The sequence below is a fragment of the Brevundimonas sanguinis genome (assembly GCF_029636725.1).
Taxonomy (GTDB): Bacteria; Pseudomonadota; Alphaproteobacteria; order Caulobacterales; family Caulobacteraceae; genus Brevundimonas; species Brevundimonas sanguinis.
On record NZ_CP116770.1, the window covers coordinates 2,358,166 to 2,385,051 of the forward strand.

Annotated in this window: 29 protein-coding genes; 23 read left to right on the forward strand and 6 right to left on the reverse strand. The window is 66.7% G+C overall.

Features of this window, described 5'->3' with window-relative positions:
- Positions 1-28: 28 nt before the first annotated feature.
- Both PIB44_RS11640 and PIB44_RS11645 read right to left on the reverse strand, forming a co-directional pair.
- Complete coding sequence (locus PIB44_RS11640) at positions 29-265, reverse strand: hypothetical protein (RefSeq protein ID WP_076223319.1); 237 nt, start codon at positions 263-265, stop codon at positions 29-31.
- 79 nt (positions 266-344) lie between these two features.
- On the reverse strand, positions 345-956 hold the full coding sequence (locus PIB44_RS11645; RefSeq protein ID WP_278069501.1) for a GntR family transcriptional regulator: 612 nt from the start codon (positions 954-956) through the stop codon (positions 345-347).
- 270 nt (positions 957-1,226) lie between these two features.
- Here PIB44_RS11645 and PIB44_RS11650 point away from each other — a divergent pair, with 270 nt between their 5' ends.
- The 18 genes from PIB44_RS11650 (at position 1,227) to PIB44_RS11735 (ending at position 15,800) form a co-directional block, all read left to right on the forward strand.
- On the forward strand, positions 1,227-1,658 hold the full coding sequence (locus tag PIB44_RS11650) for a hypothetical protein (protein ID WP_227157838.1): 432 nt from the start codon (positions 1,227-1,229) through the stop codon (positions 1,656-1,658).
- 59 nt (positions 1,659-1,717) lie between these two features.
- Entirely contained in the window at positions 1,718-1,999 is a 282-nt protein-coding gene (locus PIB44_RS11655; RefSeq protein ID WP_278069502.1) for a helix-turn-helix domain-containing protein, read from the forward strand.
- A complete protein-coding gene (locus PIB44_RS11660; protein ID WP_278069503.1) occupies positions 2,000-2,653 on the forward strand; it encodes a lytic transglycosylase domain-containing protein in 654 nt (217 codons plus the stop codon). It begins immediately after the preceding gene.
- The gene (locus tag PIB44_RS11665) at positions 2,650-2,952 is read left to right on the forward strand and encodes a TrbC/VirB2 family protein (RefSeq protein WP_076223328.1); all 303 of its coding nucleotides are present in this window, start codon (positions 2,650-2,652) and stop codon (positions 2,950-2,952) included. Before PIB44_RS11660 ends, PIB44_RS11665 begins: the two co-directional genes overlap by 4 nt.
- A complete protein-coding gene (locus PIB44_RS11670; protein ID WP_278069504.1) occupies positions 2,952-3,128 on the forward strand; it encodes a hypothetical protein in 177 nt (58 codons plus the stop codon). The genes PIB44_RS11665 and PIB44_RS11670 overlap by 1 nt, the downstream gene beginning before the upstream one ends.
- A complete protein-coding gene (locus PIB44_RS11675) occupies positions 3,121-3,456 on the forward strand; it encodes a VirB3 family type IV secretion system protein (RefSeq protein WP_278069505.1) in 336 nt (111 codons plus the stop codon). The genes PIB44_RS11670 and PIB44_RS11675 overlap by 8 nt, the downstream gene beginning before the upstream one ends.
- Positions 3,449-5,824 (forward strand): VirB4 family type IV secretion/conjugal transfer ATPase, encoded by a 2,376-nt coding sequence (locus tag PIB44_RS11680; protein ID WP_278069506.1) that lies wholly within the window; start codon positions 3,449-3,451, stop codon positions 5,822-5,824. Before PIB44_RS11675 ends, PIB44_RS11680 begins: the two co-directional genes overlap by 8 nt.
- On the forward strand, positions 5,821-6,537 hold the full coding sequence (locus PIB44_RS11685; protein WP_278069507.1) for a type IV secretion system protein: 717 nt from the start codon (positions 5,821-5,823) through the stop codon (positions 6,535-6,537). Before PIB44_RS11680 ends, PIB44_RS11685 begins: the two co-directional genes overlap by 4 nt.
- Before the next feature lie 223 nt (positions 6,538-6,760).
- Positions 6,761-7,666, forward strand: coding sequence for a TrbL/VirB6 family protein (locus PIB44_RS11690; protein ID WP_278069508.1), 906 nt, complete (start codon positions 6,761-6,763; stop codon positions 7,664-7,666).
- Between the two features lies 1 nt (position 7,667).
- A complete protein-coding gene (locus PIB44_RS11695) occupies positions 7,668-7,859 on the forward strand; it encodes a hypothetical protein (protein ID WP_278069509.1) in 192 nt (63 codons plus the stop codon).
- The gene (locus PIB44_RS11700) at positions 7,856-8,539 is read left to right on the forward strand and encodes a VirB8 family type IV secretion system protein (RefSeq protein WP_278069510.1); all 684 of its coding nucleotides are present in this window, start codon (positions 7,856-7,858) and stop codon (positions 8,537-8,539) included. Before PIB44_RS11695 ends, PIB44_RS11700 begins: the two co-directional genes overlap by 4 nt.
- Positions 8,536-9,360 (forward strand): TrbG/VirB9 family P-type conjugative transfer protein, encoded by an 825-nt coding sequence (locus PIB44_RS11705; RefSeq protein WP_278069511.1) that lies wholly within the window; start codon positions 8,536-8,538, stop codon positions 9,358-9,360. The genes PIB44_RS11700 and PIB44_RS11705 overlap by 4 nt, the downstream gene beginning before the upstream one ends.
- Positions 9,357-10,484 carry a type IV secretion system protein VirB10 gene (gene virB10 / locus PIB44_RS11710; protein WP_278069512.1) on the forward strand — a complete coding sequence of 376 codons (1,128 nt, stop codon included), beginning with the start codon at positions 9,357-9,359 and terminating at the stop codon, positions 10,482-10,484. Before PIB44_RS11705 ends, virB10 begins: the two co-directional genes overlap by 4 nt.
- Positions 10,484-11,494, forward strand: coding sequence for a P-type DNA transfer ATPase VirB11 (gene virB11, locus PIB44_RS11715; protein WP_278069513.1), 1,011 nt, complete (start codon positions 10,484-10,486; stop codon positions 11,492-11,494). The genes virB10 and virB11 overlap by 1 nt, the downstream gene beginning before the upstream one ends.
- Positions 11,460-13,331, forward strand: coding sequence for a type IV secretory system conjugative DNA transfer family protein (locus PIB44_RS11720; RefSeq protein WP_278069514.1), 1,872 nt, complete (start codon positions 11,460-11,462; stop codon positions 13,329-13,331). Before virB11 ends, PIB44_RS11720 begins: the two co-directional genes overlap by 35 nt.
- A complete protein-coding gene (locus PIB44_RS11725) occupies positions 13,331-13,984 on the forward strand; it encodes an LPD7 domain-containing protein (protein ID WP_278069515.1) in 654 nt (217 codons plus the stop codon). The genes PIB44_RS11720 and PIB44_RS11725 overlap by 1 nt, the downstream gene beginning before the upstream one ends.
- Before the next feature lie 158 nt (positions 13,985-14,142).
- On the forward strand, positions 14,143-14,487 hold the full coding sequence (locus tag PIB44_RS11730) for a helix-turn-helix domain-containing protein (RefSeq protein WP_278069516.1): 345 nt from the start codon (positions 14,143-14,145) through the stop codon (positions 14,485-14,487).
- Positions 14,484-15,800: a type II toxin-antitoxin system HipA family toxin gene (locus PIB44_RS11735; protein ID WP_278069517.1), complete on the forward strand. Its 1,317-nt coding sequence runs from the start codon at positions 14,484-14,486 to the stop codon at positions 15,798-15,800. Before PIB44_RS11730 ends, PIB44_RS11735 begins: the two co-directional genes overlap by 4 nt.
- 7 nt (positions 15,801-15,807) lie before the next feature.
- Here the strand turns inward: PIB44_RS11735 and PIB44_RS11740 are convergent, their stop codons facing one another.
- From PIB44_RS11740 to PIB44_RS11755, 4 genes are all read right to left on the reverse strand, one after another.
- Positions 15,808-16,839 (reverse strand): relaxase/mobilization nuclease domain-containing protein, encoded by a 1,032-nt coding sequence (locus tag PIB44_RS11740; RefSeq protein WP_278069518.1) that lies wholly within the window; start codon positions 16,837-16,839, stop codon positions 15,808-15,810.
- Positions 16,836-17,357, reverse strand: a complete 522-nt coding sequence (gene mobC, locus PIB44_RS11745) for a plasmid mobilization relaxosome protein MobC (RefSeq protein WP_278069519.1) — start codon at positions 17,355-17,357, stop codon at positions 16,836-16,838. Before mobC ends, PIB44_RS11740 begins: the two co-directional genes overlap by 4 nt.
- 236 nt (positions 17,358-17,593) lie before the next feature.
- Complete coding sequence (locus PIB44_RS11750; RefSeq protein ID WP_278069520.1) at positions 17,594-18,469, reverse strand: ArdC family protein; 876 nt, start codon at positions 18,467-18,469, stop codon at positions 17,594-17,596.
- Positions 18,470-18,539: 70 nt separating this feature from the next.
- A complete protein-coding gene (locus tag PIB44_RS11755) occupies positions 18,540-18,833 on the reverse strand; it encodes a DUF736 domain-containing protein (RefSeq protein ID WP_278069521.1) in 294 nt (97 codons plus the stop codon).
- A gap of 537 nt (positions 18,834-19,370) precedes the next feature.
- Between PIB44_RS11755 and PIB44_RS11760 the strand changes: the two genes are divergently transcribed.
- The 5 genes from PIB44_RS11760 to PIB44_RS11780 all read left to right on the forward strand — a co-directional run bounded on the left by PIB44_RS11760 (position 19,371) and on the right by PIB44_RS11780 (position 26,883).
- Complete coding sequence (locus PIB44_RS11760) at positions 19,371-21,116, forward strand: DUF8808 domain-containing protein (RefSeq protein WP_278069522.1); 1,746 nt, start codon at positions 19,371-19,373, stop codon at positions 21,114-21,116.
- A 209-nt stretch (positions 21,117-21,325) separates the two neighbouring features.
- Positions 21,326-23,455 carry an McrB family protein gene (locus PIB44_RS11765; RefSeq protein WP_278069523.1) on the forward strand — a complete coding sequence of 710 codons (2,130 nt, stop codon included), beginning with the start codon at positions 21,326-21,328 and terminating at the stop codon, positions 23,453-23,455.
- The gene (locus PIB44_RS11770; protein ID WP_278069524.1) at positions 23,452-24,732 is read left to right on the forward strand and encodes an McrC family protein; all 1,281 of its coding nucleotides are present in this window, start codon (positions 23,452-23,454) and stop codon (positions 24,730-24,732) included. The genes PIB44_RS11765 and PIB44_RS11770 overlap by 4 nt, the downstream gene beginning before the upstream one ends.
- A gap of 91 nt (positions 24,733-24,823) precedes the next feature.
- Positions 24,824-25,450: a DUF5710 domain-containing protein gene (locus PIB44_RS11775; RefSeq protein WP_278069525.1), complete on the forward strand. Its 627-nt coding sequence runs from the start codon at positions 24,824-24,826 to the stop codon at positions 25,448-25,450.
- 269 nt (positions 25,451-25,719) lie between these two features.
- Positions 25,720-26,883 (forward strand): DNA cytosine methyltransferase, encoded by a 1,164-nt coding sequence (locus tag PIB44_RS11780; RefSeq protein WP_278069526.1) that lies wholly within the window; start codon positions 25,720-25,722, stop codon positions 26,881-26,883.
- Positions 26,884-26,886: the final 3 nt, after the last annotated feature.

The window sequence follows — 26,886 nt, forward strand, 5'->3', positions numbered from 1 at the left end:
CGCTAGAAAAGCGACGCCCTCAGCCGTTCTAGCGAGTCGCGCCGTTCATTTCCCAGCGCTGGACCGGGATCAGTTCGAACTGACCGCGGGGAGAATCCGCCCGGGTTTGTTGCTCGGCTCCACCAAGCCGTACGATGTCAGCGCGGGCGCCGAGGTCGTCGTAGCGGTAGATGGGGGTGAGTTCAGCTTTCTGGATGCCGACCTCGGCGCGGGTATGGACGGAGGCCGATCCGAGGCGGATCAGGCCGGACAGGGTCTTCAACATGACAGTACCTCCTGGGACCGACGCGGAATGCGCCGGTATCTCGAGAAAGCACCCGCCCCTGCCTATTTGACAGCTATATTTAAACTATACTTTCGCCTGACCGGCGGACGGCTGCGGAGATGCTGGCGACCGTCTCCATCCGTCCTTCATGATACCGGATGACCTCCTCCCTGAAGCCGGTCAGTTCCTCGTTCCCGGAAAGGGCCTCGAGGCGCTCGACCTCGCCCAGTGTCACCGGAGCCACCGTCATCTCGACCGCACGAACCGGACGAAGGCGGACTGACGCCAGGCGCTGGGCGCGGATCAGGACCCTGTTGCCGGATCGCCCCGCCGCTCCGGCGAACACCCGTTCGAGACGATCAAGGAGCGAGGCTTCCTTCTGCTCTACAGCCAGCCCGCCCGCAGCGACTGGCGCATCAATCGCCCAGAGAATAAGGCGTTGATGATAGTCGTAGAGCTCGACGATATCGCTCGCAGCCAGTCGCGGTGCGAAATAGCCCCGTCCGGGCCAGTGCTCGATCACCCCTTCCCCGGCCAGCCTGGCCAGCGCTTCCCGGACGGGCGTTGGGCTCAGGCCGAGTTCGCGGGCCAGGGTCGTGACCACCATGGGCATGCCCGCCCCGAAACGGCCCTCCCCGACGAATCCCGAGAGGGCCGAAAGGGCCATGTGATAGGGATCATGCAGTCTCATCTCCCACTCTCCCGCCGCACCCAAGACATGCGAGACGACACGGCCAATAACCGCAGGTTATTTTCGTCATCCCGCAAGTTTCCGGTACCCGTTTATTTCCTGACTTTCATTTGAGTCAGCACTGGCCCATTTTTCAACCTGCAGGGGTGCTGGGGTTCAGTCCGCACACCTCGTCAGCAGGGAGAAATGCGGACGATGGGCCCGGAGAAACGCCAATCCCAGAGCGCGACGCTTTCGGCGTCGCTCCGCCTCATCCGTACGCACCGCCGGATGCGCACCATCGACGTGGCGGACGCCATGGGGATGCGTCTGCGGACCTATGAATTGTTCGAGGCCGGCAAAGGCAAGGTCCATCACGAGCGCATCCATCGCTTCGCCCGGGTCACGGATTCCGACCCCTACGCCATCTTCACCGCCATGGCCCTCGGCTCGCCGGAGTTCGCCCTGAGGGCGGCCGACAACAAGCTAGTCGAGATCCTGGTGGTCGCCTTGCACGCCCTCGACGACGACATGGGGGACGGGATCGCCGAACTGGACGGCCGCACCATCATCAATACGGTGACCCGCGCCTTCCGCGAACTAGCCATGCAGGCTGTCCGTCGCGACGAGGCTGCGCGGATATGGCTTCAGCAGAGGCTTGAGAAGCTGGTGCCGCCGGACATGAGCGACGAGGACGAGCCTCCTGCCGACCAGGGTCCGTGAATCCAACGCCGGGAAGTTGCGGGCTGGCCGCAGGGCGGGAGGCGGGCTGTGCTGGCCTCATGCGCCCCACGTCGCCTCTCCCTGCTCCGGTCGACGCCCTGACTGATCGTCAGCGCCAGTGCCTGACCCTGGCCTCCGAGGGTCTGACCTCGAGCCGGATCGCCGCCGCCCTGGGCCTCTCGCCGCGCACGGTCGACGAACATCTGGCGGACGCCTGCCGCCTGCTCGGAGTGAGAACCCGCATCCAGGCGGTGGCGCGGCTCGCCGCCCCCCGTCATCACCCCACCGTAGACCTGCGACAGGGAGGCGCCGGGTCGATGCCTCCTCTGGGGCGGGGCTGAATGAGGCTCCACAACTCGGAGCCCGCCTTGCTGGATCTCGCCGCCATTCTCATCCTGGCCCAGGCCTGCGCCCCACAGAGCGCGCCGGAGACCCTGGCCGCCGTGGCATGGGCCGAAAGCCGGTTCGATCCCCTGGCCATCGGCGTCAATCGCGGTCCACGCCCAGCGCGACGCGCCAGGGACGCCGCCGACGCCGCCCAGATCGCGCGCGGCCTGCTCGACCGCGGCGCCAACCTTGATCTCGGCCTGGCCCAGATCAACAGCGACAATCTCGAATGGCTTGGCCTGAGCCCCGAAGCCGTCTTCGATCCCTGCCGCAACCTCGCCGCCGCGGACCACGTCCTGCGCGCCAGCTATCGGCCGCGAGCGGACGAGACGCCGCAGCAGAGCCTGAGGGTCGCCCTGTCGCGATACAATACGGGTCATCCGGAGCGCGGCTTTCGCAACGGCTATGTCGCCCGGGTCGAGGCCGCCGCCGGAACGCTCGGCCTGGCTCAAGTCCCGCGCGCCTCTCACCCTCAGGCGCCCGTCGCCGCATCGGAGAGCCCTGTCGAACAGAGTCCCGTCGCCGGCTGGGACGTCTTCGGACGGGCGCAGGCGAGCGCGCGCTTGGTCTTCGCTTCCACCGGAAACGCCTCGGGAGGTCAGAAATGATCCGACAGTCTTCCAGGACGCAGCGCCTCTTCGCCGCTGCCCTGATCGCCGGCGCCTCCAGCCTTCTGCTGGTCCAGCCCGCCTTCGCCTCGGCCAATATTGAAGGCCTGCTCCAGAACGTCGTCGACATGCTCACCGGCAACACCGCCCGGCTGTTGGCGGTCCTGGCCGTGGTGGTGGTCGGCATCCTGTGGATGTTCGGCCTGTTTGATCTCCGGCGGGCCGCCATCGTCGTGCTCGGGATCATCGTGGTCTTCGGCGCGGCCGAGATCGTCAACCTCATCACGGGCGGCGCCTGATGAGCCCCGCCATTCTCTCCCTCGGGGCGGCCGGGACCGCCTTCGCCCTCGGCCTGGCGCTCGGACGCCGGCTGATCTCTCCCCTGCGTTGCGCCCAGATCGTCGGCGGTCTGGGGAGCGGTCTGGTCATTGTTCTGGCCGCGGTCCGTCTTCTTGCCGGAGGCGATCATGGCTGAGGAAGGCCTGGCCGAGGACCCGCTCTTCCTGGCCTGCACCCGGCCGGCCATGGTCATGGGCGTTCCAATGGAGGCCATGGGGGTCAATGTCATCCTCTCCGGACTGGTCTTCCTTATCGGGGGCAGCCTCCTCTACCTGCTGGTCGCCCCCGCCCTGCACATGGTGTTTCGCGCCGTCTGCCGCGCCGACCACAACGCCTTCCGCCTGCTCTTCGTCTATGTCGACACCAAGGGGCGGGCTAGAAACAGCGTCCTGTGGGGTGGAAGCTCGCCCTCCCCCCTGCCCCTGGTCCGTCGCTACCGCGCCACGGAGCTGACCCGTGGCTGAAGGCGGGATCAGCAAGAGCCGGCTCAAGCGCGAGAACGACGCCCGATCGCACCTGCCATATGCACGCCACGTCAGCGATCATGTCGTGGCCCTCGACAGCGGCGCCCTCATGCTGACGTTCCAGATCCAGGGCGCAAGCTTCGAGACGGCCGACGCCCGCGACCTCAACGACTGGCACCTCAAGCTGAACCAGGCCTGGCGAAACCTCGCGGACGAGCAGTTCGCGGTCTGGCACCACCTCATCCGTCGCAGGATCGAGCCTGAACCCTCCACGGGCTATCGCTCCGCCTTCGCGGCCGACTTGGGCGCCGCCTGTAACGCCCGGACGGCGGACAGGCCTCTTTGGGTCAACGAACTCTTCGTCACCCTGGTCCTGCATCCGGGCCGCACGCCGTCAAACAAGACAGCCGCCCTGATACGGCGTCTGGGCAAGGCGCGAGGCGAAGACCTCGAATCCGCCACCGTCTATCTGCACCGGATCGAGGAAGCCGGACGCGACCTCGCCCAGTATCTGGACCGCTACGCCCCGCGCCGCCTCGGCCTCTATGAGAAGAACGGCCTGTGGTTCTCCGAACCCATGGAGATCATGGGCCTGGTCCTGACCGGACGCCGATCGCCCGCCCCCATCGTCTACGGCCACCTCGGCGGCGCCCTCTACGCCAATCGCGCCATCTTTGGCCGGGAGACCCTGGAACTGCGGGACGTGGCTTCGGCCCGTTACGCCGGCGTCCTGGCCATCAAGGAATATCCGGCCACGACCCGGCCCGGCCTGTGGAACGCCCTGCTCAGCGCCCGCTTCAGCTTTGTCGTCACCCAGTCTTTCGCCTTCCTCTCCAAGGCCTCCGCCCGGGCTGTGATGGAGCGCAAACAGAACCAGATGGTCTCGGCCCGCGACAGGGCCGGCTCCCAGATCGCCGGACTTTCGGAGGCCCTGGACGAACTGACGAGCAACCGCTTCGTCATGGGCGAACACCAGGCTTCGGTCCTGGTCTACGGCGATACGCCCGCGGCCCTGGCGGAGCATCTGTCCAAGGCGCGCGCCGTACTGGCGGATTCCGGCCTGGTCGTGGCGCGCGAAGACCTCGGTCTCGAAGCCGCCTTCTGGTCCCAGTTTCCCGGCGCCTTCACGCGGCGCACCCGCCCGGCGGCCATCACCTCGCGCAATTTCGCGGCGCTCGCCCCCTTCCATTCCCATCCGGTCGGCAGGGCGGCCGGAAACCACTGGGGGCCGGCCGTGGCCGCCCTGAGGACGACCGCGGGATCGCCCTTCTATTTCAACTTCCACGTCGGCGACCTGGGCCACACCTTCATCTGCGGGCCTTCCGGTTCTGGGAAAACGGTCGTCCAGAACTTCATGCTGGCCCAGCTGGAGCGGTTCGGCGCCCAACAAATCTTCATCGACAAGGATCGGGGCGCAGAGATCTTCGTGCGCGCCTGCGGCGGAACCTATCTGACGCTAACGAACGGCGAGCCGACCGGCTTCGCCCCGTTCAAGGCCCTGCCCCCGTCGTCTCATAACCGCGCCTTCCTGGTCCGCCTGGTCCGGACCCTGGTCAGCCGTCCGGATGAAAGCCTGACGGTTGCCGAGACCCGGGCGATCGATCATGGCGTCGCGGCGCTGGAGGCCCTCCCCCGCCAACAGAGGTCCATCACCGCCCTGAGGAGCCTGCTGGGCCAAGGCGACGCCGGGGGCATAGGCGCCCGTCTCGAGCGCTGGCAGCGCGGGGGCCCGCTCGGCTGGGTTCTCGACAATGAGGAGGACGCCCTCAGCCTGGAGGCTTCCCTGGCCGGTTTCGACATGACCCGGGTGCTGGACCATGACGAGGTCCGGACCCCGGCTATGCTCTACCTCTTCCACCGAATCGCCGAACGGGTGGACGGTCGCCGGCTGGTCCTGGACATCGACGAGTTTTGGAAGGTCCTCGGCGATCCCGCCTTCACAGACCTGGCCCAGGACGGCCTGAAGACCTGGCGCAAGCAGAACGCACTGATGGTGTTCGGCACCCAGTCGCCCGCCGACGTCCTGCGCTCGCCCATCGCCCACGCCGTCCTGGAACAGTGCGCGACCAAGATCTTCCTGCCCAACGCTCACGCCCAGGCCCGCGACTACGTCGACGGCTTCGGCCTAAACGAGACCGAGTTCCGGCTGATCCGCGACGAGCTGACGCGCGCGTCCCATTGTTTCCTGGTCAAGCAGGGTCACGACAGCCTGGTGGTCGAGCTCGACCTCAGCAGCATGGACGACGCCCTGGCGGTCCTGTCGGGCCGGACCGAAACCGTCGCCCTGCTCGACCAGATCCGCGCCGAGACGGGCGACGACTACGCCCAATGGCGCGACCTCTTCCATGCCCGAAGGAGAGTCTCATGAACGCCCGTTCGCTCGCGGCCCTGATCGGCGCCGTCCTCCTGGCCTCAGCCCCGGCCGTCCAGGCCCAGCACATCGTTCACGACCCGACCGCCTACGCCCGGCTGGTCGAGGACGCCCGCACCGCCCTGCAGCAGCTTCGCGCGCTTCAGGCCCAGGTCGAACAGGGTCAGGCCCTGTTCGACAGCCTGAACGCCATCTCCGACGTCAACGCCCTGGCGAGCGTCCTCGGTCTTCCCGAAGTCCGCAATCCGCTGCCGGACCTGAGGGCTCTGCGGGCGGCGGCTGACGGAGACCTGGCGGCGCTCGGCGATCTGGCGGACCGCGCCGCCGCCATCCGCCGCGAGACCCGCCTCTACACCCCGCCCTCAGGGGACGCGGATACCTATTATCGCGACAGCCTCGAACGGTCGGGGGCCCGGACAGCCCGAGATCTGGCCATCGGCGAGGCCGTCAGCCAGGCGTCCGATCGGAGAGTCGAGGGCCTGGAAAGCCTGCGCCGCGCTTTGGACGCCGCCCCCAATGCCCGCGCCGTCATGGATCTCGAGGCCCGCCTCGCGGCTGAACAGGCCCTGATCCAGAACGAACAGCTCCGCCTTCAGGGTCTCGCCCTGACCCATGCCGCGGAAGCCCGGCTCGAGGAACAGCGCGCCCGCGAACAGGCCGAAGCCGCAAGGACGGCGCGACAGGCGGTCTATGCGCGCGCCTTCCGATGACCCGCCCTGTCGTCCTTCTCGCCTGCGTCCTTCTACCGGCCTGCTCGCCACCGCCACGAGACGCCGAAGGCATCGCACAGGCGCCGGGGAGCGCCGCTAAGGTTGTGGCGGACTGCGACGCAGGCCGGAGGACCCGCGATTGCGTCGTCGCCCGCCAGGGTCTGGCTGAGGCCCGCCGGCGGGAACGCATGGCCGCCGACGCCCGGACCGTTCGGGAGCCCTGATGATGGACTTCCGGGTCTTCGAGCCAAGCTATGACTTCATCGACGGCCGCCTGAACGAATTCCTCGGCAGCCGCCTGTCCGCAGTGATCGCCGAAGTCGAGGGCCCTCTGAGGATCGCCCTTGTCCTCTATGTCGTTCTCTACGGCTTCGCCATCCTGCGTGGCTCCATCAGCGAGCCGGTGATGGATTTCGCCGTCCGTTCGATGAAGCTCGCCCTGATCTACGCCTTGGCGACCACATCCGCCTATTCCAGCTTTGTCACCGAACCGCTCTTCACCGGTCTGCCCAATGTCCTGACCCGCGCGGTCAGCGGCGCAGAGGCTCCGAGCGTCGGCGCCGCCTTCGATCAGTTCTTCGCCTATGCGGCCTGGTTAGGCGAGGACATCGCCCGCGACGCCTCGGCCTTCAATCCGGCCCCCTACGTCATCTCGGCGGCGGTCTTCATCATCGGCGCCCTGGCCGCAGCCCTGGGCTTCGGCGTTGTGCTGGTCGCCAAGCTGGCCCTAGCCCTGCTCGTGACCCTCGGTCCGATCTTCATCGCCTGCGCCCTGTTCGACGCTACCCGGCGCTTCTTCTTGGGCTGGCTGAGCCAAGCGGTGAACTATCTGGTCCTCTTCGCCCTGATAATCGTCATCTTTCAACTGGTCCTTTCGCTTGTGCGCGACCAGTGGGGTGCGATCCAGGGCTCAGACCCGATGGTCGGCGGACTCATTTTCATCGCCCTGTGTCTGCTTGGCGCGATCTTCTTCCTTCAGACCCCGGCCATAGCGGCAGGCATCGCCGGCGGCGCCAGCGCCGCCGTCGGAGACTTCTTACCCAGCCCTCGTAACAGCGGCTCAGGGCCGTCGCCGCTCGCACGCCCCGCGCCTCAGAGCGGCGGCGCCATCCGCTTAAAAGGAGCCTGACATGCCTCTTCGCCTTCTGCTTCTCGCTGTCTGCGCCCTCAGCGGCTGCGCCTCCCTGCCCGCCCCGAAGCTGCCGACTTGCGACGGCGCAGCCCGACGTCCGGCCAATCCTTACGGCTCCATCCTCTCCCCCGCCGCCGTCCCCATGGCGACCGCCGACGCCGGGACGCCACCATCCGGAGGCTGTGCATGACCGGCGTCCCCTCTGACGACCTGAAGCGCTACTTCGCCGAGGCGCGACGCTGGGATCAGGACCGCCTGTCCTCCGCCCTTCGCTCGCGCCGCTTCGCCTGGATCGCAGCGGGCGCGACCACGCTTCTCGCCGCCGCTTCAAGCCTGGCCGTCATCGCCCTGACGCCGCTGAAGACGACCGAACCCTTCGTCATCCGCGTCGATCAGTCGACCGGGGCGGTGGACGTGGTCAGGGGCCTTTCAGCAGACCAGGGCCCGGCGCGCTACGACGAGGCCGTCAGCAAATACTTCCTGGCCCAGTATGTCCGCGCCCGAGAGGGCTATCTCGACCCGGCCGCCGAGGACGCCTTCCGCATGGTGTCCGTCCTCTCGGCGCCCGGCGAACAGGCGCGCTGGTCCGAGCTTTACCGCGGCTCCAATCCTCAGAGCCCGCAGAACCTCTATGGACCGGACGGCGAGGCCGTCGTCGCCATCCGCGCCATCGGCTTCATCAATGACGATGTCGCCAATGTCCGTTTCCGCCGCACGGTCCGACACGCCCGGCAGGCCGTCGAGAGCGACTGGATCGCCACCATAGCCTTCACCTGGACCCGCGCGCCGATGACGGAGGCGGACCGGCTGCGCAATCCCCTCGGCTTCCAGGTCGTCTCCTATCGCGCCGACCCGGAGGTCATCCGATGAAAGCTCTCGCCCTTTCCATCAGCCTGGGCGCCCTGGCGCTCGCCGGCCCTGTCCTCGCCCAGGAGACGCCGGACGCCCGCATGCGCGAGGTCGTCTACGCCCCTGGCGAGGTCTATCGCGTGGCGGGGGCCTTCCGCATCGCGACCCAGATCCTCTTCTCGCCCGAGGAGACCATCCGGCACGTCGCCATAGGCGACAGCCTGGCCTGGGAGGTCGCCGCCGAAGGCTCGGTCCTCTTCCTCAAGCCGCGCGAACGCCACCAGCCCACCAATCTCCTGGTGGTCACCGAACGCGCGGGACAGGCCCGCCACTACGCCTTCGAACTGGTCGCGCGCGACCCGGGCGCGCGCTCGTCGATCGCCTATCAGATCCGCTTCCTCTACCCCGACGACGATGAGGCCCGCGCCGCCGCCAGCCTGGCGCGGGCCGCCGATCTCGCGGAGGAAAGCCTCGTCAGCCTCGAACTTCAGCAGGGCGCGATCCAGGGGCCGCGCAATCTCGCCTATTCGGTCCAGGGCGACAGCCGGATTCAGCCCAGCGAGGTCAGCGACAACGGCCGCTTCACCCTTCTGCGCTTCCCTGGCGCCCAGGCCCTTCCGGCCATATTCGAAGTGGCCGAGGACGGAGGCGAACGGCTCATCCCCTATGACGTCCGTGGAGAGTTCGTGGTCATCCATGGCACCGCGCGCGGCCTGCGACTGCGCCGCGGCGCCTCGGTCCTGTGCATCTTCAATGAGGCCTGGGATGCTCGCGGCCTCGCTGCGGCGACCGGCACGGCCTCTGCGACGGTCGTACGCGATCTCACCGGAGGCCGGTCATGACCGCCGATCCCACCCCGCCGCTCGAGGCTTTGGACCGCCACGACAGTCCTCCGACCGGTCAGGACCGGGGGATATCTCCCATCGCGGGACGCCTCGGCGGACGCCAGGGGCGGATGATCACGCTCGCCGCCCTGGCCGCCGGCTGCGGCGTCTTCCTTTTCGCGACCTGGGACCGGGGCGACGCCCGGGATCGGAAATCACCGGCCGCGGACCAGCCCGCCCGTCAGGGCGCGCCCTTCGAACCCGCCCGTCGCCCCGAGCCTCCGCCGCTCATCGGCGACGCCGAAAATCCCCATGCGGCGCCGCTGACTGACGAGAGTGAAGTCCTGCCGGCGATCGCGCCTTCTCACGACAGGGCTAACCCCGCGACCTCGACGGCGGACGAACGGCGCGCCCTGGCGGAGAGCGCCCGGCGAGCGCCGCTGCTGGCCTATAGCCGTTCCGGCCGGGCGTCCCCCGCCCCCGAACACGGCCTACCCCAACAGACTGCCAGCCCGCAGCCCCCCTCCCCGCTCGATGCGCTTCGCCGCCTCAGCCCGATCGGCGAGGCCCGGGCGGGCCGCCTCCCCGATCGCAACCTCCTGATCACCGCCGGGACCAGCCTGCCCTGCGTGCTGCAGACCGCCATGGACAGCGCCACGCCGGGCTACGTCAGCTGCCTGGTGTCCCGCGACGTCTATTCGGACAATGGGACCGTGGTCCTGATGGAGCGCGGAACGCGGGTTCTGGGCGAGTATCGCGGCGGGCTGGAAACCGGTCGTCGCCGGCTCTTCGTCCTGTGGACGCGGGCCGTCACCCCGTCGGGCGTGGCGGTCGCCCTGGCCTCGCCGGCGGCCGACGCCCTGGGGCGCTCCGGCTTCGACGGCGAGATCGACACCCGTTTCTGGGACCGCTTCGGCGGCGCCCTTCTATTGTCGATCGTCGATGACGGCGTCTATGCAGCAGCCGGCCGGGGACAGGATTTCCAGTCCGCCGCACGGGTCCCGTCCGACGCCGCCGCCATCGCCCTTCAGAACTCTGTCGCCATCCCGCCGACCCTGCGCAAGGCGCAGGGGTCCGAGGTCTCCATCTTCGTGGCCCAGGACCTGAACTTCGCCGATGTCTATCGCCTTCGGCCGCGCTGATGGAAGACACCGCCGTTCTCGACCACTATCTCGCCCCGCTGCGCCCCTTCCTGGAGCCGGAGGCGGTCACGGAGGTGGTGGTCAACCGCCCGGGTGAGGTCGGGGTCGAAGCCGCCGGCCGGTGGCGCTGGCACGCGATTCCGGAGCTGACCGAAGCCTGGCTGCATACGCTCGCAGTCGCGGCGGCGGCCTTCACCCGGCAGGACGTCGACGCCGAACACCCGATCTGCTCCACCGTCCTGCCCGGAAACGAGCGCTGCCAGATCCTTCTTCCCCCCGCCGTCCCGGGCGGCATGATCTCCCTGACGATCCGCAAGCCTTCCAGCCGCCGGATGGGGCTTGAGAATTTCGAAGCCGCGGGCCTGTTTGCAGCGGCGACAACCGTGAGCGGCCACGAGATCGACGAAACAGACGCCGCCCTGATCGCCCTGAGGCAGGCCGGAGACTGGCCCGGCTTCTTCCGGCTGGCGGTGGAGAGCCGCCGCAACATCCTCATCTCCGGCGCCACCGGTTCGGGCAAGACCACCTTCGCCAAGGGTCTGGTCGATCTCATCCCGCTCCATGAGCGGCTGCTGACGATCGAGGATACGCGCGAACTGACGGTCCCCCATCGCAACGCCGTCCATCTCCTTTACGCCAAGGACGGCCAGGGTCTGGCCAGGACCGGTCCCAGGGTCCTGCTAGAGAGCGCCCTGCGCATGCGTCCCGACCGGATTCTGCTTCAGGAACTGCGCGACGGCGCCGCCGCCTTCTTCTTCCTTCGCACCGTCAACTCCGGACATCCCGGCTCGATCACCACCGTCCATGCGGACTCGGCCGCCCTGGCCTTCGAGCAACTCACCCTTCTGGTGCGCGAGTCCGAAGGCGGCCGCGACCTGCCGCGCGAGGACATCCGAAGCCTGCTGCACCTGATGGTGGATGTGGTGGTCCAGATGAAGAAGGTCGACGGCCGCTTCCGCATGACGGAGGTCTGGCATGACCCCGCTCGCAAACGCCTCGCCCGCGGCTAGGACCGCGGCCTGGGCCGTCGCCGGGCTCGCCCTTGCCGGCGCCGGCGCGACGCTGACCCTGATCATCGCCCTGGCCGGCACGGGACAACTCGCGCCGGATCTCGACTGGGCGCGGCTTCCCGCCTGGGTCTGGCGATCGCGCCATGATCCCGAGCTTTCGCGATGGCTGGGCTTCGGCGCCGGCTCCAGCGCACTCCTGCTCATCGTCCTGGCCGCAGCGGCCGCCCTTTCACGCCGCCGCCCTCTCCACGGCGCCGCGCGCTGGGCGAACGGCGCGGAAATCAGCCGGGCCGGGCTGCGAGCGCGATCGGGCATCGTCATCGGCCAGGCGAAAGGCCGTCCCCTGGTCTTCGACGGTCCCGAGCACGTCCTCCTCCACGCCCCGACCCGGACCGGCAAGGGCGTCGGCGTGGTCATTCCCAATCTCCTGACCTGGCCGGGATCGGTCGTGGTCCTGGACGTCAAGCAGGAGAACTGGGCCGCGACCGCCGGTTACCGCGCCGGCTGCGGCCAGACGGTCTGGCGCTTTGATCCGCTCGATCCGCAGGGGCGCACCGCGCGCTACAATCCGCTCGGCCACATCAACCGGCGCAATCCGGTCGAGACCCTCGACGAGCTCCAGAAGATCGCGACCATGCTCTTCCCGGCCCCGGAGCACGCCGATCCCTTCTGGAACGAGGCGGCGCGGACCGGCTTCATAGGCGTCGGCGCCTATGTGGCCGAAACGCCCGACCTGCCCTTCACCCTGGGCGAGATTTTCCGCCAGCTCACCGGCGGCGATCCCCGCCGGCGCCTTCCCGCCCTGGTCGAGGCGCGCGCTGGCTCCGAACGCCCCCTGTCGTCCTATTGCGTCGCCGCCCTCCTCGACTTCGCCACGGCCGGCGAGAACACCTTCGCCTCCATTAAACAGACCATCACGGCGCGCATGGCGCTCTGGCTGAACCCTCTGGTCGACGCCGCGACCGCGTCCTCGGACATTGACCTGAGAAGCCTGAGAACCCGCCCTATCTCCATCTACCTCGGCGTCTCCCCCGACAATGTCGCGCGCTGCGCCCCGCTCTACAGCCTCTTCTTCCAGCAGCTCGTGGACCTCAACACCCGCCGTCTGCCGGATCGCCGGGCCGAGCCGCTGGAGGTCCTGGTCCTGCTCGATGAGTTCGCCCGCCTCGGCCACGCCGGCGTCCTCGCCCGGGCCTTCGCCTATGTGGCCGGCTATGGCCTGCGCCTCCTGCCCGTCCTGCAGAGCCCCGCCCAGCTCCGGGCCATCTACGGGCCGGACGTCGCCGAAGAGATCATGTCCAACTGCACCGTCGAGGTCGCATTCGCTCCCAAGGAGCTCAAGACGGCCCGGGACCTCAGCGAAAGGCTCGGCGCCTATACCTACGCCGCTCTGTCCCGCAGCCGGCCCGCCATGCTGGGCGCCGGAAAGCGCTCGATCACCCAGTCCGACCAGAGGCGCTCTTTGATGCTGCCCCAGGAGCTGATGCAGATGAACGCCGACGCCCTCATCGTCCTGAAGGCCGGCCTGCCGCCCATTCTCGGCCGCAAGCTTCGCTTCTTCTCCCACCGCAAGCTGAAACGCCGGCCCGTCGCGCCTCCGGACGTTCCGCCCATTCCTGCGTCGCCAGCGCCCCGGCTTTCTCCAGCGCCGCCCTCCCCGGGCCCGGCCCCAGAAAACGACGACTGGAGCTTCGAAGGCCTGGTCCGTTCGCTCAAGCAGGAGGGCGCGCCCCTGCCTCCCGGCCATGGGGCCGACGAGGCTCAGGTCGCGGCCTGGGTGGACGCCCTCATCGACCATGCGGCCGCCCCGCGAGACCGCGCCGAGGGGAGAGGCTGATGGTTGGAAACAAAGCCGCAGCGCCCCCCGTTCGCGACACGGAGAACGCGCTCAGCCCCGTTCCCGGCCGCGCCCGGAAGCAGGCCCCGGTCTCGCGCCGCAAGGGCGACCTGCCCGAGGGGCTGGACGCGAAATACCTCGTCGAGCACGACCGGAGAGGCAGGGCCGAACGCTTCCACCGGGACAACCGGAACGGCGAGGCGCTTTTCCGGGATCACGGCCGGCGCCTCACCGCGCGCGAGCCCTATCCCGACGTGGTCAGGGACATGCTCCGGATCGCCGACCATCGCGGCTGGCGCGAGATCGTCGTCAGCGGCGATCAGGCCTTCCGCAGGGAGGTCTGGGTCCAGGCCCAGGCTCTCGACCTCCAGGTGCGGGGCTATCGTCCCCGGGAGATCGACCGCCAGGCGGCGGAACGTAAGACCCCGCCCCGCAAGACAGCCCGGAAGGACGAAGACCGGATCCGGGCTGAAACCCAGGCGCCGACGCGCATGGCCCAGGTCGCCATCGCTGTTGGCGGCCTCATCAAGGACCCCGCCGCCCGGGACCGCCTGATGCGGCGCGCCGTCGCCCGCGTCATCCGTCACCTCGATGCCGGCCGGCGGTTCGAACGCGAGGCTGGTCAGACGCGGAGACGGGATAGGGATCGCTGACCCATAAACATCTACATATGAACCATTATGCGACTTACATGACATTAATGGTCATATGTGAACAATAACAGTCCACCCTATCTTGGCTCCTCACAATCGTCCATATATAGACGATATCATATCTCACGAGTGACAATCGTTCATATATGGAGGATTGCATGCCGATCGCCGAGGCGGAAATCGATCGCCAGGCCGAGCGTCTGGGTCGTGGACTGGCGGCTGAACGCCTCAGCCGGAACCTCACCCAAGCGCAACTCGCGACGGAGGCGGGGCTGTCGCTCAGCACCCTGCGCCGCCTGGAAGACGGAAAGAACATCTCCCTCGACAACCTCATCCGCGTGATGGACGCCCTGCAGATCGCCGGCCGCCTCGACGCCCTGACGCCCGCCCTGGACATCCGCCCGGTCGAACGGGTGCGCCCGGCCGGCCGGGAGCGTAAGCGGGCGGCGCCCGCCGCCTCGCCCCCGCCCGCCTCCCGCTGGGCCTGGGGCGACCAGTCATGACCGACGCCGTCGTCCGCCTGTGGGGCACCGACATCGGCGCCGTCAGCTGGGTCGAGGCGCGCGGCCACGCCGTCTTCCAGTACATGCCCGACTTCCTCGGCAGCGGCGTGGAGCTGGCGCCCCTCGTCATGCCGCTGAACGCGGCGCCCTACGCCTTTCCAGAACTGCCGCGAGACGCCTTCAAGGGCCTGCCCGGCCTCCTGGCGGACTCCCTTCCCGACAAGTACGGCAACGCCCTGATCGACGCCTGGCTCGCACGCGAAGGCCGCGACGCCGCCAGCTTCAATCCGGTGGAACGCCTCTGCTACATCGGCACGCGCGGCATGGGCGCGCTCGAGTTCCACCCGACCATCCTCAAGACCGAGCGCCGCTCGCGCCCGATCCAGATCGACGCCCTCGTCGACCTCGCCAACCAGGTCCTCGACGCCCGCGCCGACCTGCACGGCGTCCTGTCCGGCGAGGACGACCGCGATACGCTGGAAGAGATCCTGCGCGTCGGCACCTCGGCCGGCGGAGCCTGCGCCAAGGCGGTGCTCGCCTGGAATGAGGCCACAGGCGAATTCCGTTCCGGCCAACTCCCGGCGGATGCGGGCTTCACCTACTGGCTGATCAAGTTCGACGGGGTGAGCAACAACCGCGACAAGGAACTGGCCGATCCGCAGGGCTTCGGCCTGATCGAATACGCCTTCTCGCGCATGGCGGCCGACGCCGGCGTCGACATGTCCGAATGCCGCCTCCACCAGGAGGGCGGCCGCAGCCATTTCATGACCCGCCGTTTCGACCGAAGGGCCACGGGAGACAAGCTGCACATGCAGTCCCTGGCGGCCATCCGTCATTTCGATTTCAACGCCGCCGGCGCCTATGCCTACGAACAGGCCGTCGAGACGATCCGCAGGCTCGGCCTGCCGGCGGTCGACATCGAACAGCAGTTCCGCCGCGCGGTCTTCAACATCCTGATCCGCAACCAGGACGACCACGTCAAGAACATCGCCTTCCTGATGGACCGCACCGGCGCCTGGCGGCTCTCCCCCGCCTATGACGTGGCCTACGCCTACAACCCCTCGGGCCCCTGGACCCGGCAGCATCAGATGAGCCTGAACGGCAAACGCGACGACTTCGACCTGGAGGACCTCGTCGCATTCGGAGGCTACTGCGGCTTCAGCCGCAGAAGAGCCCTCGCCCTGGTCGAGGAAGTCAGCGCTCCGGTCTCGGCCTGGCGCGCCTACGCCGACGACGCCGGCGTCTATGAGGCCGACGCCGTGCGCATCCAGCGCGCCCTCCGCCTTGAACTGAAGGCGGCCCGTCCCGCCTGACATCGCCTCAACGCGACCGGCCCCGAGGACCGGGCTCAGGCGACCTTGTCGCTCCGCCGCTGGCGCGGTCCCGGACCGCCACGATCTCGTCGCGCAGCCGCATCCGCCGGGTCTCAGGCTTCGGCAGACCGCGGACGAAGGCTTCGACCGAACGTCCGAGTTCACGGTCCTGCGGATCATCGGAACGAGCGAGCGCCAGAGCCTCCGCCACATAGGCTCGCCGGATGAAGCGCTGACGCTCGATCGCCTGACGCTCCCAGACCGCCCCTTCGCCCTCCCCGCGCGCTGCCTCGCGAAAGGCTCCCGCCAGCACCTTGGGCAGGGGCCCTGCTCCCGCTTCAAACCGCTGTCGCGCCTTGCGAACAGAGGTCCGCTCCGCCTTGCGCACCACGCCCCGCGTCCGTCGCGGCGTCGCCTCCGCTTCGACGCTGCGCTCTCGCAGGGCTTCAGCGAAGACCTCCCGCCACCTCTGGAGATCCGCCTTCCTAGGATTCAGCCGCGCGCCGTCACGGCCTGACATCCTCACCGTCAGGTGGACGTGCGGATGCCGGTCCTCGTCGTGCAGGACGAAGACGTAAGAGAAGCGCTCGCCGAACACATGCTCCGCAAAGGCCCGCGACGCGTCCTCCACACGAAACGGCTCCGTGCCCGCCGGCATGCTCAGGACGATCGACATCGAGACCGCCGCTCGCCGCCGCATAGGCTCCGCCGCTAACTCTCCCGCCCAGTCGTCCGCCAGCGTCCGCACCTCGGCGCGCCCCTTCAGCCGTTCGCCGTCCGGGCCTTCCAGGGACAGGCGTCCATTGCGGGAGATATAGTCGAGGTGCCGGGCGAGATGACCGGCGTCATGCGTCTTGCCGGTGATCTTGACCATGGCCTCCGGCGCCCGCCGCGCCACGCGGGCGAGCGTCGCCCGCGCGCCCTCGCCGCGTCCCCCTCCCGCCCGCCCAAGCACCGACCGCGTGATCCGCGCCCGCGCCGGCTGGACCGGCGGCCGCAGCGCATCCTCGAAACCCGAAGGCGGCCGGAAGTCCGTCATGAGCCGGCCGACCAGTAGTCGAGGTTGCCCTCGAACGCCCGCCGCAGACCCGACAGGCCGCCCCTGACCTCCTCTGCAAAGGCGAGGACGCGATCCAGCTCGACATCAGGCGCCCGCCCTCCTGGGACCGTCGCGTTCACCGTCCGGGCGATCTGGTTCAGGTTCACGCCGATCCGGCGCAGGTCGCGCTGCACCTCGATGAAGGCGGCGGCCTCCCCCGGCGAAAGCTGCGGCTGGCCGTGGAGCCGCCGGCGCACGAGGGCGACCACCCACTGAGTGCGCGACAGGCCGACCCTCGTCGCCTCAGCCTCTACGGCGGCGAGATCGGTAGCGCCCAACCTTAGGGTCAGTTTTCCGGTCAGCGGTTCCGCCGACGCCGGTCCGGAACGCGGATCCCCATCTCCGGCCGAGGCCTCGATCAGCCGCCTCAACAGCCTCGACCGCCCGCCGCACGCGCTCGCCGCCGCATCGAAGCGGCGAGCCAGATCGGGCGGAAGGCGAACAGTGAAGCGGTCCATGGGCAAAGGGCTCTGTCAGACATTGCCGGCGCAAAGCCTATCCTGCCCTAGACCTCCAACCGCTTCGCCCCGTAGGCCTACGGGAGGGCCCAGCCGTCGTCCCGACGTTCCACCCCGCCCGCCTGCCCGCCGGCCCGAGGCGGAACCTACCGCCCCAACGGCAGCGGCCCCAGACAAAGGAAAAGCCGCGCCCGATCAGGACGCGGCTCAAACCTCAAAACGAGGAAACCGGCACGTTAGGGATGCGCTTCATGCAGCCAGGCCACCGCACGCTGCGCATGCGCCGCCGCGGAGAACAGGAAGCGCTTATCGGCCTTCAGCACGTCGAGCCAGTGGCCGAGATAGGCGGCGTGGTCCTCACGCGGCTCCAGTTCCAGTTCCAGGTCGGCGCAGAGGAAGGCGGCGCCCAGTTCGGCGACAAGCTCCTCGCGGGCGTAGGCCTGAGCCGAGCGGCTGAAGTCTCGGGCCAGCCGTGTTTCATGGCCCGTCCAGTGGACGCACTCATGGCCAAGAGTGGCGTAGTAGGCGCCCGCGTCGCGGAAGGTCTCGAACGGCGGCATCTGCACCCGGTCCGACGCCGGGACGTAATAGGCCGCCGATCCGCCATGACGGATGTCGGCCTCCAGCCCTGCGAAAAAGCGTTCGATCCTTTCCAGCCGTTTGTCGGGATTGATCGGCTCCGGCGGCGTCGGCCGGCAAGCGTCCGGCAGATCGTCGATCTGTTCGACGTTAAAGACAGTGTAGGCTTTCAGGAACGGAATGCGCTGTTCGACCTCATCGCCCGCCTCGTCGGTTTCGGTGCGCACGATCCGGTTAGCGTAGACGACCGTGGAGCCCTTCTCGCCTTTGCGAACGTGGGCGCCCAGCGCAAGCGCCTGACGGAAGGTCATCCAGGTCGGCGAGGCGAAGCCTCGGCTGAAGGCTTCCGACCAAAGCAGCAGGATGTTGACGCCGGTGTAGGGCGTGCCGTCGTGGCGAAGCGGACGGGTGACCGGATGACCTCCGGTCCAGGGCTGCGTCCAAGGCCGGACGCCGGCCTCCAGCTGGTCGATGATCTGATTGGTGATCCGGGTGTAGATATCCGGACGAGCGGGATCGGCGGGGCGCGTCATGGCGGCCTCCTCGGAGATGAGTTGTTCGGATGAAGGGGCGGCGGCACGCATCACGCGCCGCCGCTCCGGTTCAGCGGGACCAGATCAAGCTGTGCCCGCCCTCGACCTCGACCAGGGAGGCGTAGATCGGCGCCGGGAAGCTGGGGTCGTCCAGCTTGACCGAGAGGTACTGCCGCTCCTCCCGGGACGTCCTCCTCCAGGCGGCGCCGAACTCGGTCTGGCCAACGAAGATGCGGTAGTCTGGAGCCTTGTCGTCGGCCTTCTTATTCGGCCGGAAGGTCGCCGCCTTGACGTCGAGAGTGAGGGTCTTGATCGACCCGGAGTAGCCGTCGCCCTGGGCGGTGAAGGTTCCAATAGCGGCCATGTCAGTCTCTCCTTTGCTTCGGGCCACGCCTGTCGCGGCCTCGATGGCGATCGGGAGACCGGGGGCCGGTCGGCGCGCAGGGCGAGCGCAGTCGAGCCCCCGCAGCGAAGCGGAGGACCTGAAGAGAGACTTTCTTGTTTTCGCGAGGAGGCCTTCGGCCGGGGAAGAAACTCGAGCGCGCGGTTGCGCCCTGCCGACCGGATTCCGGTCAGATCCGCCTTTCGAGAGGCCGCACAAGCGTGACTGAAAGAGACCAGGGCAGAATACACAGCCCCGTCAGGCCTTCTCCGTCCAGGGGAGCGCAGCAGCCCACGAGCCGCTGCTCGTTCATGGAAAGGCGCAGTCGCGATTTGGAGGTGCTGATCGACAGGCCATCTGCTCGGTTCGCATTCTCAGATTAAGCGGGGATCTCGCGCCAATGCGTGGCGAAACCGTACGGCCGTGGGAGCTTGAACAGCTCCGATCTGAAGCGCTGGAACACTGAAGGCTGCTCCCCTAGGTTGGGTGCAGGGACGGAGATGAGGTGCAATGAGGGCGGTGGCGGGATACGACGCCCAAGGAGCGGAGCTAGCCGCTCAATATGAGGGCCTGCAATCGGACGAGGTGCATGGCGCCTTTCTAGATTTGCTGCCGCCCGGCTTGGATCGCCTCGCTTTGGACATCGGTGCAGGCTCGGGCCGTGACGCAGCTTGGCTAAAGAGCCGCGGCTTTGACGTTGTCGCGGTCGAGCCCTCGCGGGCGATGAGAAGCGCTGCCGCCGCCTATCACGCCGGCAAAGACATCCGTTGGCTCGAAGACCACTTGCCGGCCCTGACCGTCACCCACCGCCTCGGATTGTCGTTCGACGTCATCCTCCTCAGCGGCGTCTTGATGCACTTGCCGCCGGACGAGCGCCGCCGCGCCTTCCGAAAGATTGTCGCCCTCCTGAAACCAGGCGGGCGTCTTCTCATAACTGTGCGCGACGGAGCGGGCGCGCCAGACCGGCCAATGTGGCCGATTCCCCGCGGCGAGATGGAGGCCCACGCCCGCGCGCACGGCCTGACGATGCTGCGGATCAGCGAGAGCGCCGACCTTCAGGGGCGCACCGGTGTTCAATGGACATCCTATGCGCTGCAAATGCCTGACGACGGTGCAGGCGCGCTGCCCCTGATACGGGGGATCATCCTCAACGATGAAAAGTCGTCGACCTATAAATTGGGCCTTCTGCGCTCCCTTGCGAGGATCGCCGACACCGCGCCGGCCCTAGCAGTCGAACGGCTGGATGCGGACATTGTCGAGGTTCCACTGGGCGCCGTAGCTCTGAACTGGCTGCGTATGTACCTGCCGCTCGCTCGAGCCGAACTGCCGCAATTGCCGGGCAATCGCGGCGCGGAGAGGCTGGGCTTCGCCGGCCCAGCATTCCGCCAACTGCTTGTCGATCAAGTGGTTGGCCAAGACCTGCGCATAGGTGCCCGGTTCACTGGCGATCGAGCGACTGCCATCGCCCAGGCGCTGGGGGATGCTCGCTCCACCATCTGTCGCATGCCTGCACGCTACACGCGGTATCCGAACTCCGACGCTCCGGTTTTCGAGGCAGCGCCGGCGCGTTCCACCAAACACCAGGGCGAAATCATCATGGACGCCGAAACCCTGCGTGGGTTCGGCTCTATTGGTGTTCCAGGCCCTGTTTGGCGCACCCTGCTACGGCTAGGCGCGTGGGTCGAGCCAGTTTTGGTCAGGGAATGGGCACGTCTAATCGAGGGCTTCGCCCTCAGAATGGGACGGCCGATCGGGCTGGGAGAATGCGAAGCTGCCCTACAATGGCTCGATCCGGTTCGCGACACGGCGCTCGCGCGCAAGGTCGGCCGGCGCTTGATCGACGGAAACCAACCGGTGGAATGCATATGGACCGGCGGGCGCCTGACCGCTCAGGGTTTTGACATCGATCACTGCCTGCCTTGGACGGCATGGCCCAGCAGCGATCTGTGGAATCTGTTTCCGGCGCGCGCGAGCATAAATCGCAACTCAAAGCGCGATCGTTTGCCATCTGCATCCGCTCTCATGGCAGCCCGGAATGGCATGGAGAAGTGGTGGCGACAGGCTTGGGAAGCGGACGATGCCCTGGCGCAGCGCTTCTGGCTGGAGGCGGAAGCGGCGCTACCGCTTGGCTCCTCCCGGGACCTGGATGACGTTTTCTCCGGCCTGGAATGGCGCAGGTTGAGATTGCGGCAGGACCAGCAGATCCAAGAATGGAGCGGTCCGGATAGCGCGAAAGATTCGATAGGCTTCCGGCAGTCCCCTTAGGAAAGCGAGCGCCGTTAGGTCGATCATGCCAGAGTCGCAGCCAAGCAGGGCGCGCCGACGCCAGCGCAGCGCCTTGAAGCCCTGCCAAAGGGTGCTGAGGGCGGATCCAATCGCCTCTACGTTCACCCAGAGACCTGAATTGCGGCGAGATTGACTTCGTTCGTCGCGCCCGCAAGGTTCGATCTCACGGCGCCAGGGGGATCGAACACGTGTCACGCTATAATCCGCACCATGCCAATGCCGAGCCGGTGTTCGAAGCTGCGCGACGTTGGCTGGAGCGCTGCCTGATCGAGGACGGCTCAATCTTCTCAAACGAGGAGATCTGGACCGCAGATCATGTGCGCGAGGTGGTGGATTACTTCGTTCGCCGTCCGGACGAGGGTGAAGGCGTCTTCTTCGAGAAGCTAAAAGGGCAAATGGAGCCGAGCTCTCCTAGCGCGAAACGGCTGATGGCTGAGCTGCTTTGGGCCCTCAGCCTCTTTCCTAGCAATGTCAAACCGAAGTCCAAGCGCAATCTGGTTTGCTCCGTCTGGCGATGGTCCGGAAGCGAGCTCCCCGAGGACGCCGACGCCCTATCGGACGAAGTTTTGGGCGGCCTCGGGTCCGGCGGCCCCGGGTACAACAACCATCGCTGGCGCGAACTCCGCTTCCTCATCAACCTGACGGAGGCGGCGAAAGCTATGCCGCGCGCCGATCGAGCCGCGACGTTTAACGATCCTTGGATTTTCAACGACTGGGTGGCGAACCTTCCGGACGACGGCAACCGCCAGCTCAAGCTGGTTCTTCCCCACCTCATTCATCCCGCCGAGTTCGAACGCATCGCTTCGATTGGTGCGGTTCGCAAGATTCTCAAATCCTTCGGCGGCGTCGACACTCGGCGCTTCAATACGATGTCCAAGCGTGAGCGTGATGAAGCGCTGCTGGGGATACGCTCGCGCTTGGAAAGCGAAGTCGGCAGACAGATCGATTTCTATCACGAGCCGCTCAAATCGCGCTGGGCCGACGAGACCATCCCCGAGTTCGAAATCGACGAGAACTCAGGGGAGCAGGAGGCCCCGAACCGGCCTCCACTCAACCAGATCCTGTACGGACCTCCAGGGACCGGGAAAACCTATACGACGATAGACCGCGCACTCGGCATCGTCGATCCGGAGTTCTATGCCGACAACATCGGCGATCGCGCCTCGCTGAAGGCTAGGTTCGACAAGCTGGTTAACGAGGGTGCCATTGCTGTCGTGACGTTCCACCAGAGTCTGAGTTACGAGGACTTCGTCGAAGGCCTGAAGGCGGAGGTCGATGACAAGGGGCGGCTTCGTTATCTCGTCGAAGACGGCATTCTAAAGCGAATGTGTCTCCCCACGAGCGCCGTCGACGGTTTCGTACCGGGGCGCGTCTTCTCGCGCGACTACCGAGTCCTGCGGTCTACGTCCGAGATACTATGGCTTCGAAAGCCAAACGGCTCGGAACTCCCTTTGCCATGGCTGCTATTGAACGAGCTTGCAGAGCTGGTGAGGAGCGAGAAGGTCAGTTTGGACGATATCCGAGCTGGAGACGTGTTCGAGAGGGTTCCGACGGTTCGCCTCGAGAAGTACATCGTCAACGGCTACAAGAATATCTTGCCCGAGATCGTCCAGTCGATTTTAGCTAGCGCGACAATTAAGCCGACGAACCAGGCGTCGCCACGGGTGTTGATCATCGACGAGATCAACCGTGGCAACGTCTCCCGCATCTTCGGGGAGCTCATCACCTTGATCGAGCCCGACAAGCGGCTCGGCGAGCGTGAACAGCTAACCGTCACCCTCCCCTATTCCAAACAGACCTTCGGACTGCCCAATTCGCTGCATCTGATCGGCACGATGAACACGGCGGATCGGTCTCTGTCGACCATGGACATCGCGCTTAGGCGCCGCTTCGAGTTTGAAGAAATCGAACCAAATCCAACGCTCCTGGATTTCGAAATCGAAGGCGTCGAAATCGGTTTGTTGCTTGCGGCGCTGAACGCCCGGATCGAGCTTCTCCTCGATCGCGAACACCGGATCGGTCACGCCTATTTCACCGGCTTAGAGGGCGCCCAGTCGTTGAAAGATTTGGCGAACGTGTTTCGCCATCGCGTCATTCCACTCCTGCAGGAGTATTTCTTCGACGACTGGAGCCGCATCGCCCTGGTCTTGAACGACCGCTCGAAGGAACCTGAGGACCGGATCGTCGTAGAGCGGGAGCGCGACGCTCAAGCGCTTTTCCCCGCATCGGAGACCGAAATCCCGATGCGTCCGGCGTGGGCCGTGAACTGGAGCGCTCTAGAGCGCCCCGGCGCCTACCAAGGCATTCTGCTCAAGTGACCGTCGTCAGCGTTCGCGAGTTCGCGACCCTGACGACGGACGTCGTTGAACCCACGCTCGACCGCGCCACGCTGGCGTCAGAGGACTTCGCCTGGCTGGCCCAACGAACGGCGAAGATAGACGCCGGTGCGCGTCCCGTACGGTTCGAAGGCCTTCGCACTCTGAAGGTCCTAAACCTCGTGGGGGTGATCCGCCTTCCAAGCGGCGTCGATCTCGAGATCCTGCCGAAGCACACCGAGGCGGGAGACACTCTGCCCGCCGCCCGGCGATTGCTTTTCCGCATGATTGCGGCAGCTCACGACATACCGGCGCGCGAAATCGAACTGGCCGATCTGCAGGTCCTCGATCGGCCGTTCACGGAGTGGATGGCGAAAACCTTCATCGAGCAGGTCGCCCAACTGCTCGGACGAGGCTTGCGGTCCGACTACCTGCGCCAGGAAAGCCGCGAACCCTATCTGCGGGGGCGTCTCGACCTGCCGCGCCAGCTCCGCGCAGGGCCATCGGCTCTGCTCGACTTTCACATCTCTCACGACATTTTCACGATAGATCGGCCGGAGAACCGTTCGATCCGGGCCGCGGTCGATAAGATTGCACGGTTCACCCGCGCCCCCGCCACGTGGCGGATCGCCCGGGAGCTCTCAGCGTTGTTGGCCGAGGTCCCGCCGAGCCTCGACGTCCAGTCCGATCTGAGTCGCTGGCGCGACGACCGGACAATGGCGCACTACCGCGCGGTCCGGCCGCTCTGCGAACTGATCCTAACAGAGCGGACTCCGTTCGCTGTGAGCGGGCAGGACCTGGCGCTCTCGATGCTGTTTCCGATGGAGCGGCTATTCGAAGCCTTTGTCGAACGCTCGATCCGCCGAGCGCTTCCGGATCACCGCATCCATCGCCAGCCGCGAACGCATAGTCTGTGCCGCTACGACGAGCGTCCATGGTTCGATCTTCGCCCCGATCTGGTCGCGCGTCGTGGCGAGGAAACCCTGGTGATCGACGCGAAATGGAAGCGCCTCAACTCGGATCCAAGCCTCCGCTTCGGCATCGCTCAATCGGACGTCTATCAGCTGCACGCCTATGGTCAGGCCTATCTCGGCGGACACGGCGAGTTGCACCTCGTCTACCCTCGCACGGCCGACTTTCCGACAACCCAAGGCCCGCTGCGGATGAAACCAGGCCTGCGCCTTCATATCCGGTCCATCGATCTCGAAAGCGGCGCGCTATCGCCTCTCGAAGCGAACCTGCCCAAGACCCAGGTGAGTATGATGGCGGGCGCTAGCTGATGCCGTACCGGCCGCTTAAGATCTGATCCCCTACGTATTCTCCCCCGCCGCTACAGCGGATCTTGGACGAAACATTCACCGGAAAAGCGCCATGGATTTGGAAGTTCCGTTTTCCGAAAAGGACGACGCCAAGCGGTTAGGCGCCCGCTGGAATCCTCAACGCCGCACTTGGTACGTGCCGCCAGGTGTAAATCCCCGTCCGTTTGCGCGTTGGCGGCCGGGCGAACCAGAGGCGCAGCCATATCGAGTGTTGTCGCGCGAAACCTATCTTGTGACCGCCGCCGAGGAGTGTTGGCGCTGCAAGCAAGCCTTCCAGGCCGTCGCGTGCCTAATGGCGCCTGGCTTCGTGCTGAATGAGCAGCCAAATGGCAGCAGGGGAGAACGGAACGCTGACTGGGCGTTCGCCGAATACATCACACAGCTTCCGCCTGACGCCATAGGTTTCATACAAAGCGTGCAGCCTGCATACCGACAAGGCTTCAGCAGGACGACCGACAGTCGTTACTGGGCCAACCACTGCCCATCATGTCGTGCGCTTCAAGGCGACTTCCACCTCTACTCCGAACCTGACGGGGCTTTCTGGTTGGTATCGGCCATGGACGCTGCACGTATGCAAGCCCGGCGGTTCCCCGGCGATTTTCTCGCCGACGCGGATATCGCCTTCAGCGAGAACGTCGCGTGGCGGATTTCTGGAGTCCGCGTCCGAACTTTCCCATAAGGTTGGCCGCAAACGTCCGCCCCCTGCCGCCGCGACGTCTCTTCGCCCGGGCGTCCCAATGGCGGTTTGGCTGAAGTCGTTGGAGGGCGGTCGGTGCGCGATTGAGCGCCAGTCGTTCCGCGCGACGGGCCGACAAAGCTGCACACACGCGAGCGAACAAACAAAGAACTGGACGATCTCGCACCGGCCCGCCAACATGTCTCCATGTGCGAATCTCGCTCGTCTCCTCATGGCAGGAGCGCAGATCTCAATACGCGTTGGAGACCCGCATGGCCGCGCTAGACGTCGACCAGTCCTTCTATGAGTTCTTCGCGGGCGGCGGCATGGCGCGCGCAGGTCTGGGCGATGATTGGACCTGCCTGTTCGCCAACGACTTCGACGCAAAGAAGGGCTTCGCCTATCAGGCCAACTGGGGCACCGGCGGCGAGCTGACGGTCGGCGATATTCGCGCTCTCGAAGCCGCGCATCTTCCAGGAACCCCTGGCCTCGTGTGGGGCAGCTTCCCCTGCCAGGATCTCTCTCTGGCTGGCGTCGGCAAAGGCCTAGCCGGAGAGCGCTCGGGCACCTTCTACGCCTTTTGGGACATCATCCGCGGACTGGCCGCCGAAGGCCGCGCGCCAGCCATGGTCGCCGTCGAGAATGTTTGCGGCGCTCTGACCTCCCATGGCGGCGCTGACTTCCAAGCGATGTGCAAGACTTATGCGGACGCCGGCTATCGGTTCGGGGCCCTGGTGATCAACGCAGATCTCTTCGTGCCGCAGTCTCGCCCGAGGCTGTTTGTCATCGGCATACGTGCGGACCTGGAGATTGCGCCAGAACTGGTATCGCCCGAGCCTATCGAACCCTTCCACACCCGAGCTTTGAAGAAGGCGGTTTCGAGCCTCCCGGCTGAAGTGGCTGACAAGCTCGTCTGGTGGAATGTGCCAACGCCTGAACGGCGGGCTAGCACCTTCGCCGATGTCATCGAAGATAATCCCGATAGCGTGCCCTGGCACAATCAGGCCGAAACCAAGAAGCTCCTCGACATGATGTCGCCGGTGAACTTGGCGAAGGTGGAAGCGGCCAAGCGCGCCGGGCGACGTATGGTCGGCGGCGTCTATCGCCGAACCCGTTTTGACGAGACCGGCCAGAAGGTTCAGCGCGCTGAGGTCCGGTTTGATGACATCGCCGGCTGCCTACGCACCCCAGCTGGCGGCTCCAGTCGACAGATCATCATGGTTGTCGATGGTCATCGCGTCCGCTCGCGCCTGATCTCGTCTCGCGAGACCGCTCGCCTGATGGGCCTGAGCGACAGCTATGTCCTGCCCAGCCGGTACAATGAAGCCTATCACCTGACCGGCGACGGCGTGGCTGTCCCCGTGGTCCGGCACTTGGCGCAGCATGTGTTTGAGCCGCTGCTGGGTACGGCCAGCGCCCTGCGCAAAGCGGCCTGACCC

Coding starts and splice junctions, on each gene's coding strand:
- PIB44_RS11720 (WP_278069514.1), top strand. CDS start 11,460: ATGACCCCGCTCGCAAACGCCTCGCCCGCGGCTAGGACCGCGGCCTGG.
- PIB44_RS11705 (WP_278069511.1), top strand. CDS start 8,536: ATGAAAGCTCTCGCCCTTTCCATCAGCCTGGGCGCCCTGGCGCTCGCC.
- PIB44_RS11650 (WP_227157838.1), top strand. CDS start 1,227: ATGCGCACCATCGACGTGGCGGACGCCATGGGGATGCGTCTGCGGACC.
- PIB44_RS11660 (WP_278069503.1), top strand. CDS start 2,000: ATGAGGCTCCACAACTCGGAGCCCGCCTTGCTGGATCTCGCCGCCATT.
- PIB44_RS11645 (WP_278069501.1), bottom strand. CDS start 956: ATGAGACTGCATGATCCCTATCACATGGCCCTTTCGGCCCTCTCGGGA.
- PIB44_RS11640 (WP_076223319.1), bottom strand. CDS start 265: ATGTTGAAGACCCTGTCCGGCCTGATCCGCCTCGGATCGGCCTCCGTC.
- mobC (WP_278069519.1), bottom strand. CDS start 17,357: ATGGACCGCTTCACTGTTCGCCTTCCGCCCGATCTGGCTCGCCGCTTC.
- PIB44_RS11655 (WP_278069502.1), top strand. CDS start 1,718: ATGCGCCCCACGTCGCCTCTCCCTGCTCCGGTCGACGCCCTGACTGAT.
- PIB44_RS11675 (WP_278069505.1), top strand. CDS start 3,121: ATGGCTGAGGAAGGCCTGGCCGAGGACCCGCTCTTCCTGGCCTGCACC.
- PIB44_RS11730 (WP_278069516.1), top strand. CDS start 14,143: ATGCCGATCGCCGAGGCGGAAATCGATCGCCAGGCCGAGCGTCTGGGT.
- PIB44_RS11695 (WP_278069509.1), top strand. CDS start 7,668: ATGCCTCTTCGCCTTCTGCTTCTCGCTGTCTGCGCCCTCAGCGGCTGC.
- PIB44_RS11685 (WP_278069507.1), top strand. CDS start 5,821: ATGAACGCCCGTTCGCTCGCGGCCCTGATCGGCGCCGTCCTCCTGGCC.
- PIB44_RS11690 (WP_278069508.1), top strand. CDS start 6,761: ATGATGGACTTCCGGGTCTTCGAGCCAAGCTATGACTTCATCGACGGC.
- PIB44_RS11735 (WP_278069517.1), top strand. CDS start 14,484: ATGACCGACGCCGTCGTCCGCCTGTGGGGCACCGACATCGGCGCCGTC.
- PIB44_RS11700 (WP_278069510.1), top strand. CDS start 7,856: ATGACCGGCGTCCCCTCTGACGACCTGAAGCGCTACTTCGCCGAGGCG.
- PIB44_RS11725 (WP_278069515.1), top strand. CDS start 13,331: ATGGTTGGAAACAAAGCCGCAGCGCCCCCCGTTCGCGACACGGAGAAC.
- virB11 (WP_278069513.1), top strand. CDS start 10,484: ATGGAAGACACCGCCGTTCTCGACCACTATCTCGCCCCGCTGCGCCCC.
- PIB44_RS11780 (WP_278069526.1), top strand. CDS start 25,720: ATGGCCGCGCTAGACGTCGACCAGTCCTTCTATGAGTTCTTCGCGGGC.
- PIB44_RS11665 (WP_076223328.1), top strand. CDS start 2,650: ATGATCCGACAGTCTTCCAGGACGCAGCGCCTCTTCGCCGCTGCCCTG.
- PIB44_RS11775 (WP_278069525.1), top strand. CDS start 24,824: ATGGATTTGGAAGTTCCGTTTTCCGAAAAGGACGACGCCAAGCGGTTA.
- PIB44_RS11755 (WP_278069521.1), bottom strand. CDS start 18,833: ATGGCCGCTATTGGAACCTTCACCGCCCAGGGCGACGGCTACTCCGGG.
- PIB44_RS11740 (WP_278069518.1), bottom strand. CDS start 16,839: ATGACGGACTTCCGGCCGCCTTCGGGTTTCGAGGATGCGCTGCGGCCG.
- virB10 (WP_278069512.1), top strand. CDS start 9,357: ATGACCGCCGATCCCACCCCGCCGCTCGAGGCTTTGGACCGCCACGAC.
- PIB44_RS11670 (WP_278069504.1), top strand. CDS start 2,952: ATGAGCCCCGCCATTCTCTCCCTCGGGGCGGCCGGGACCGCCTTCGCC.
- PIB44_RS11750 (WP_278069520.1), bottom strand. CDS start 18,469: ATGACGCGCCCCGCCGATCCCGCTCGTCCGGATATCTACACCCGGATC.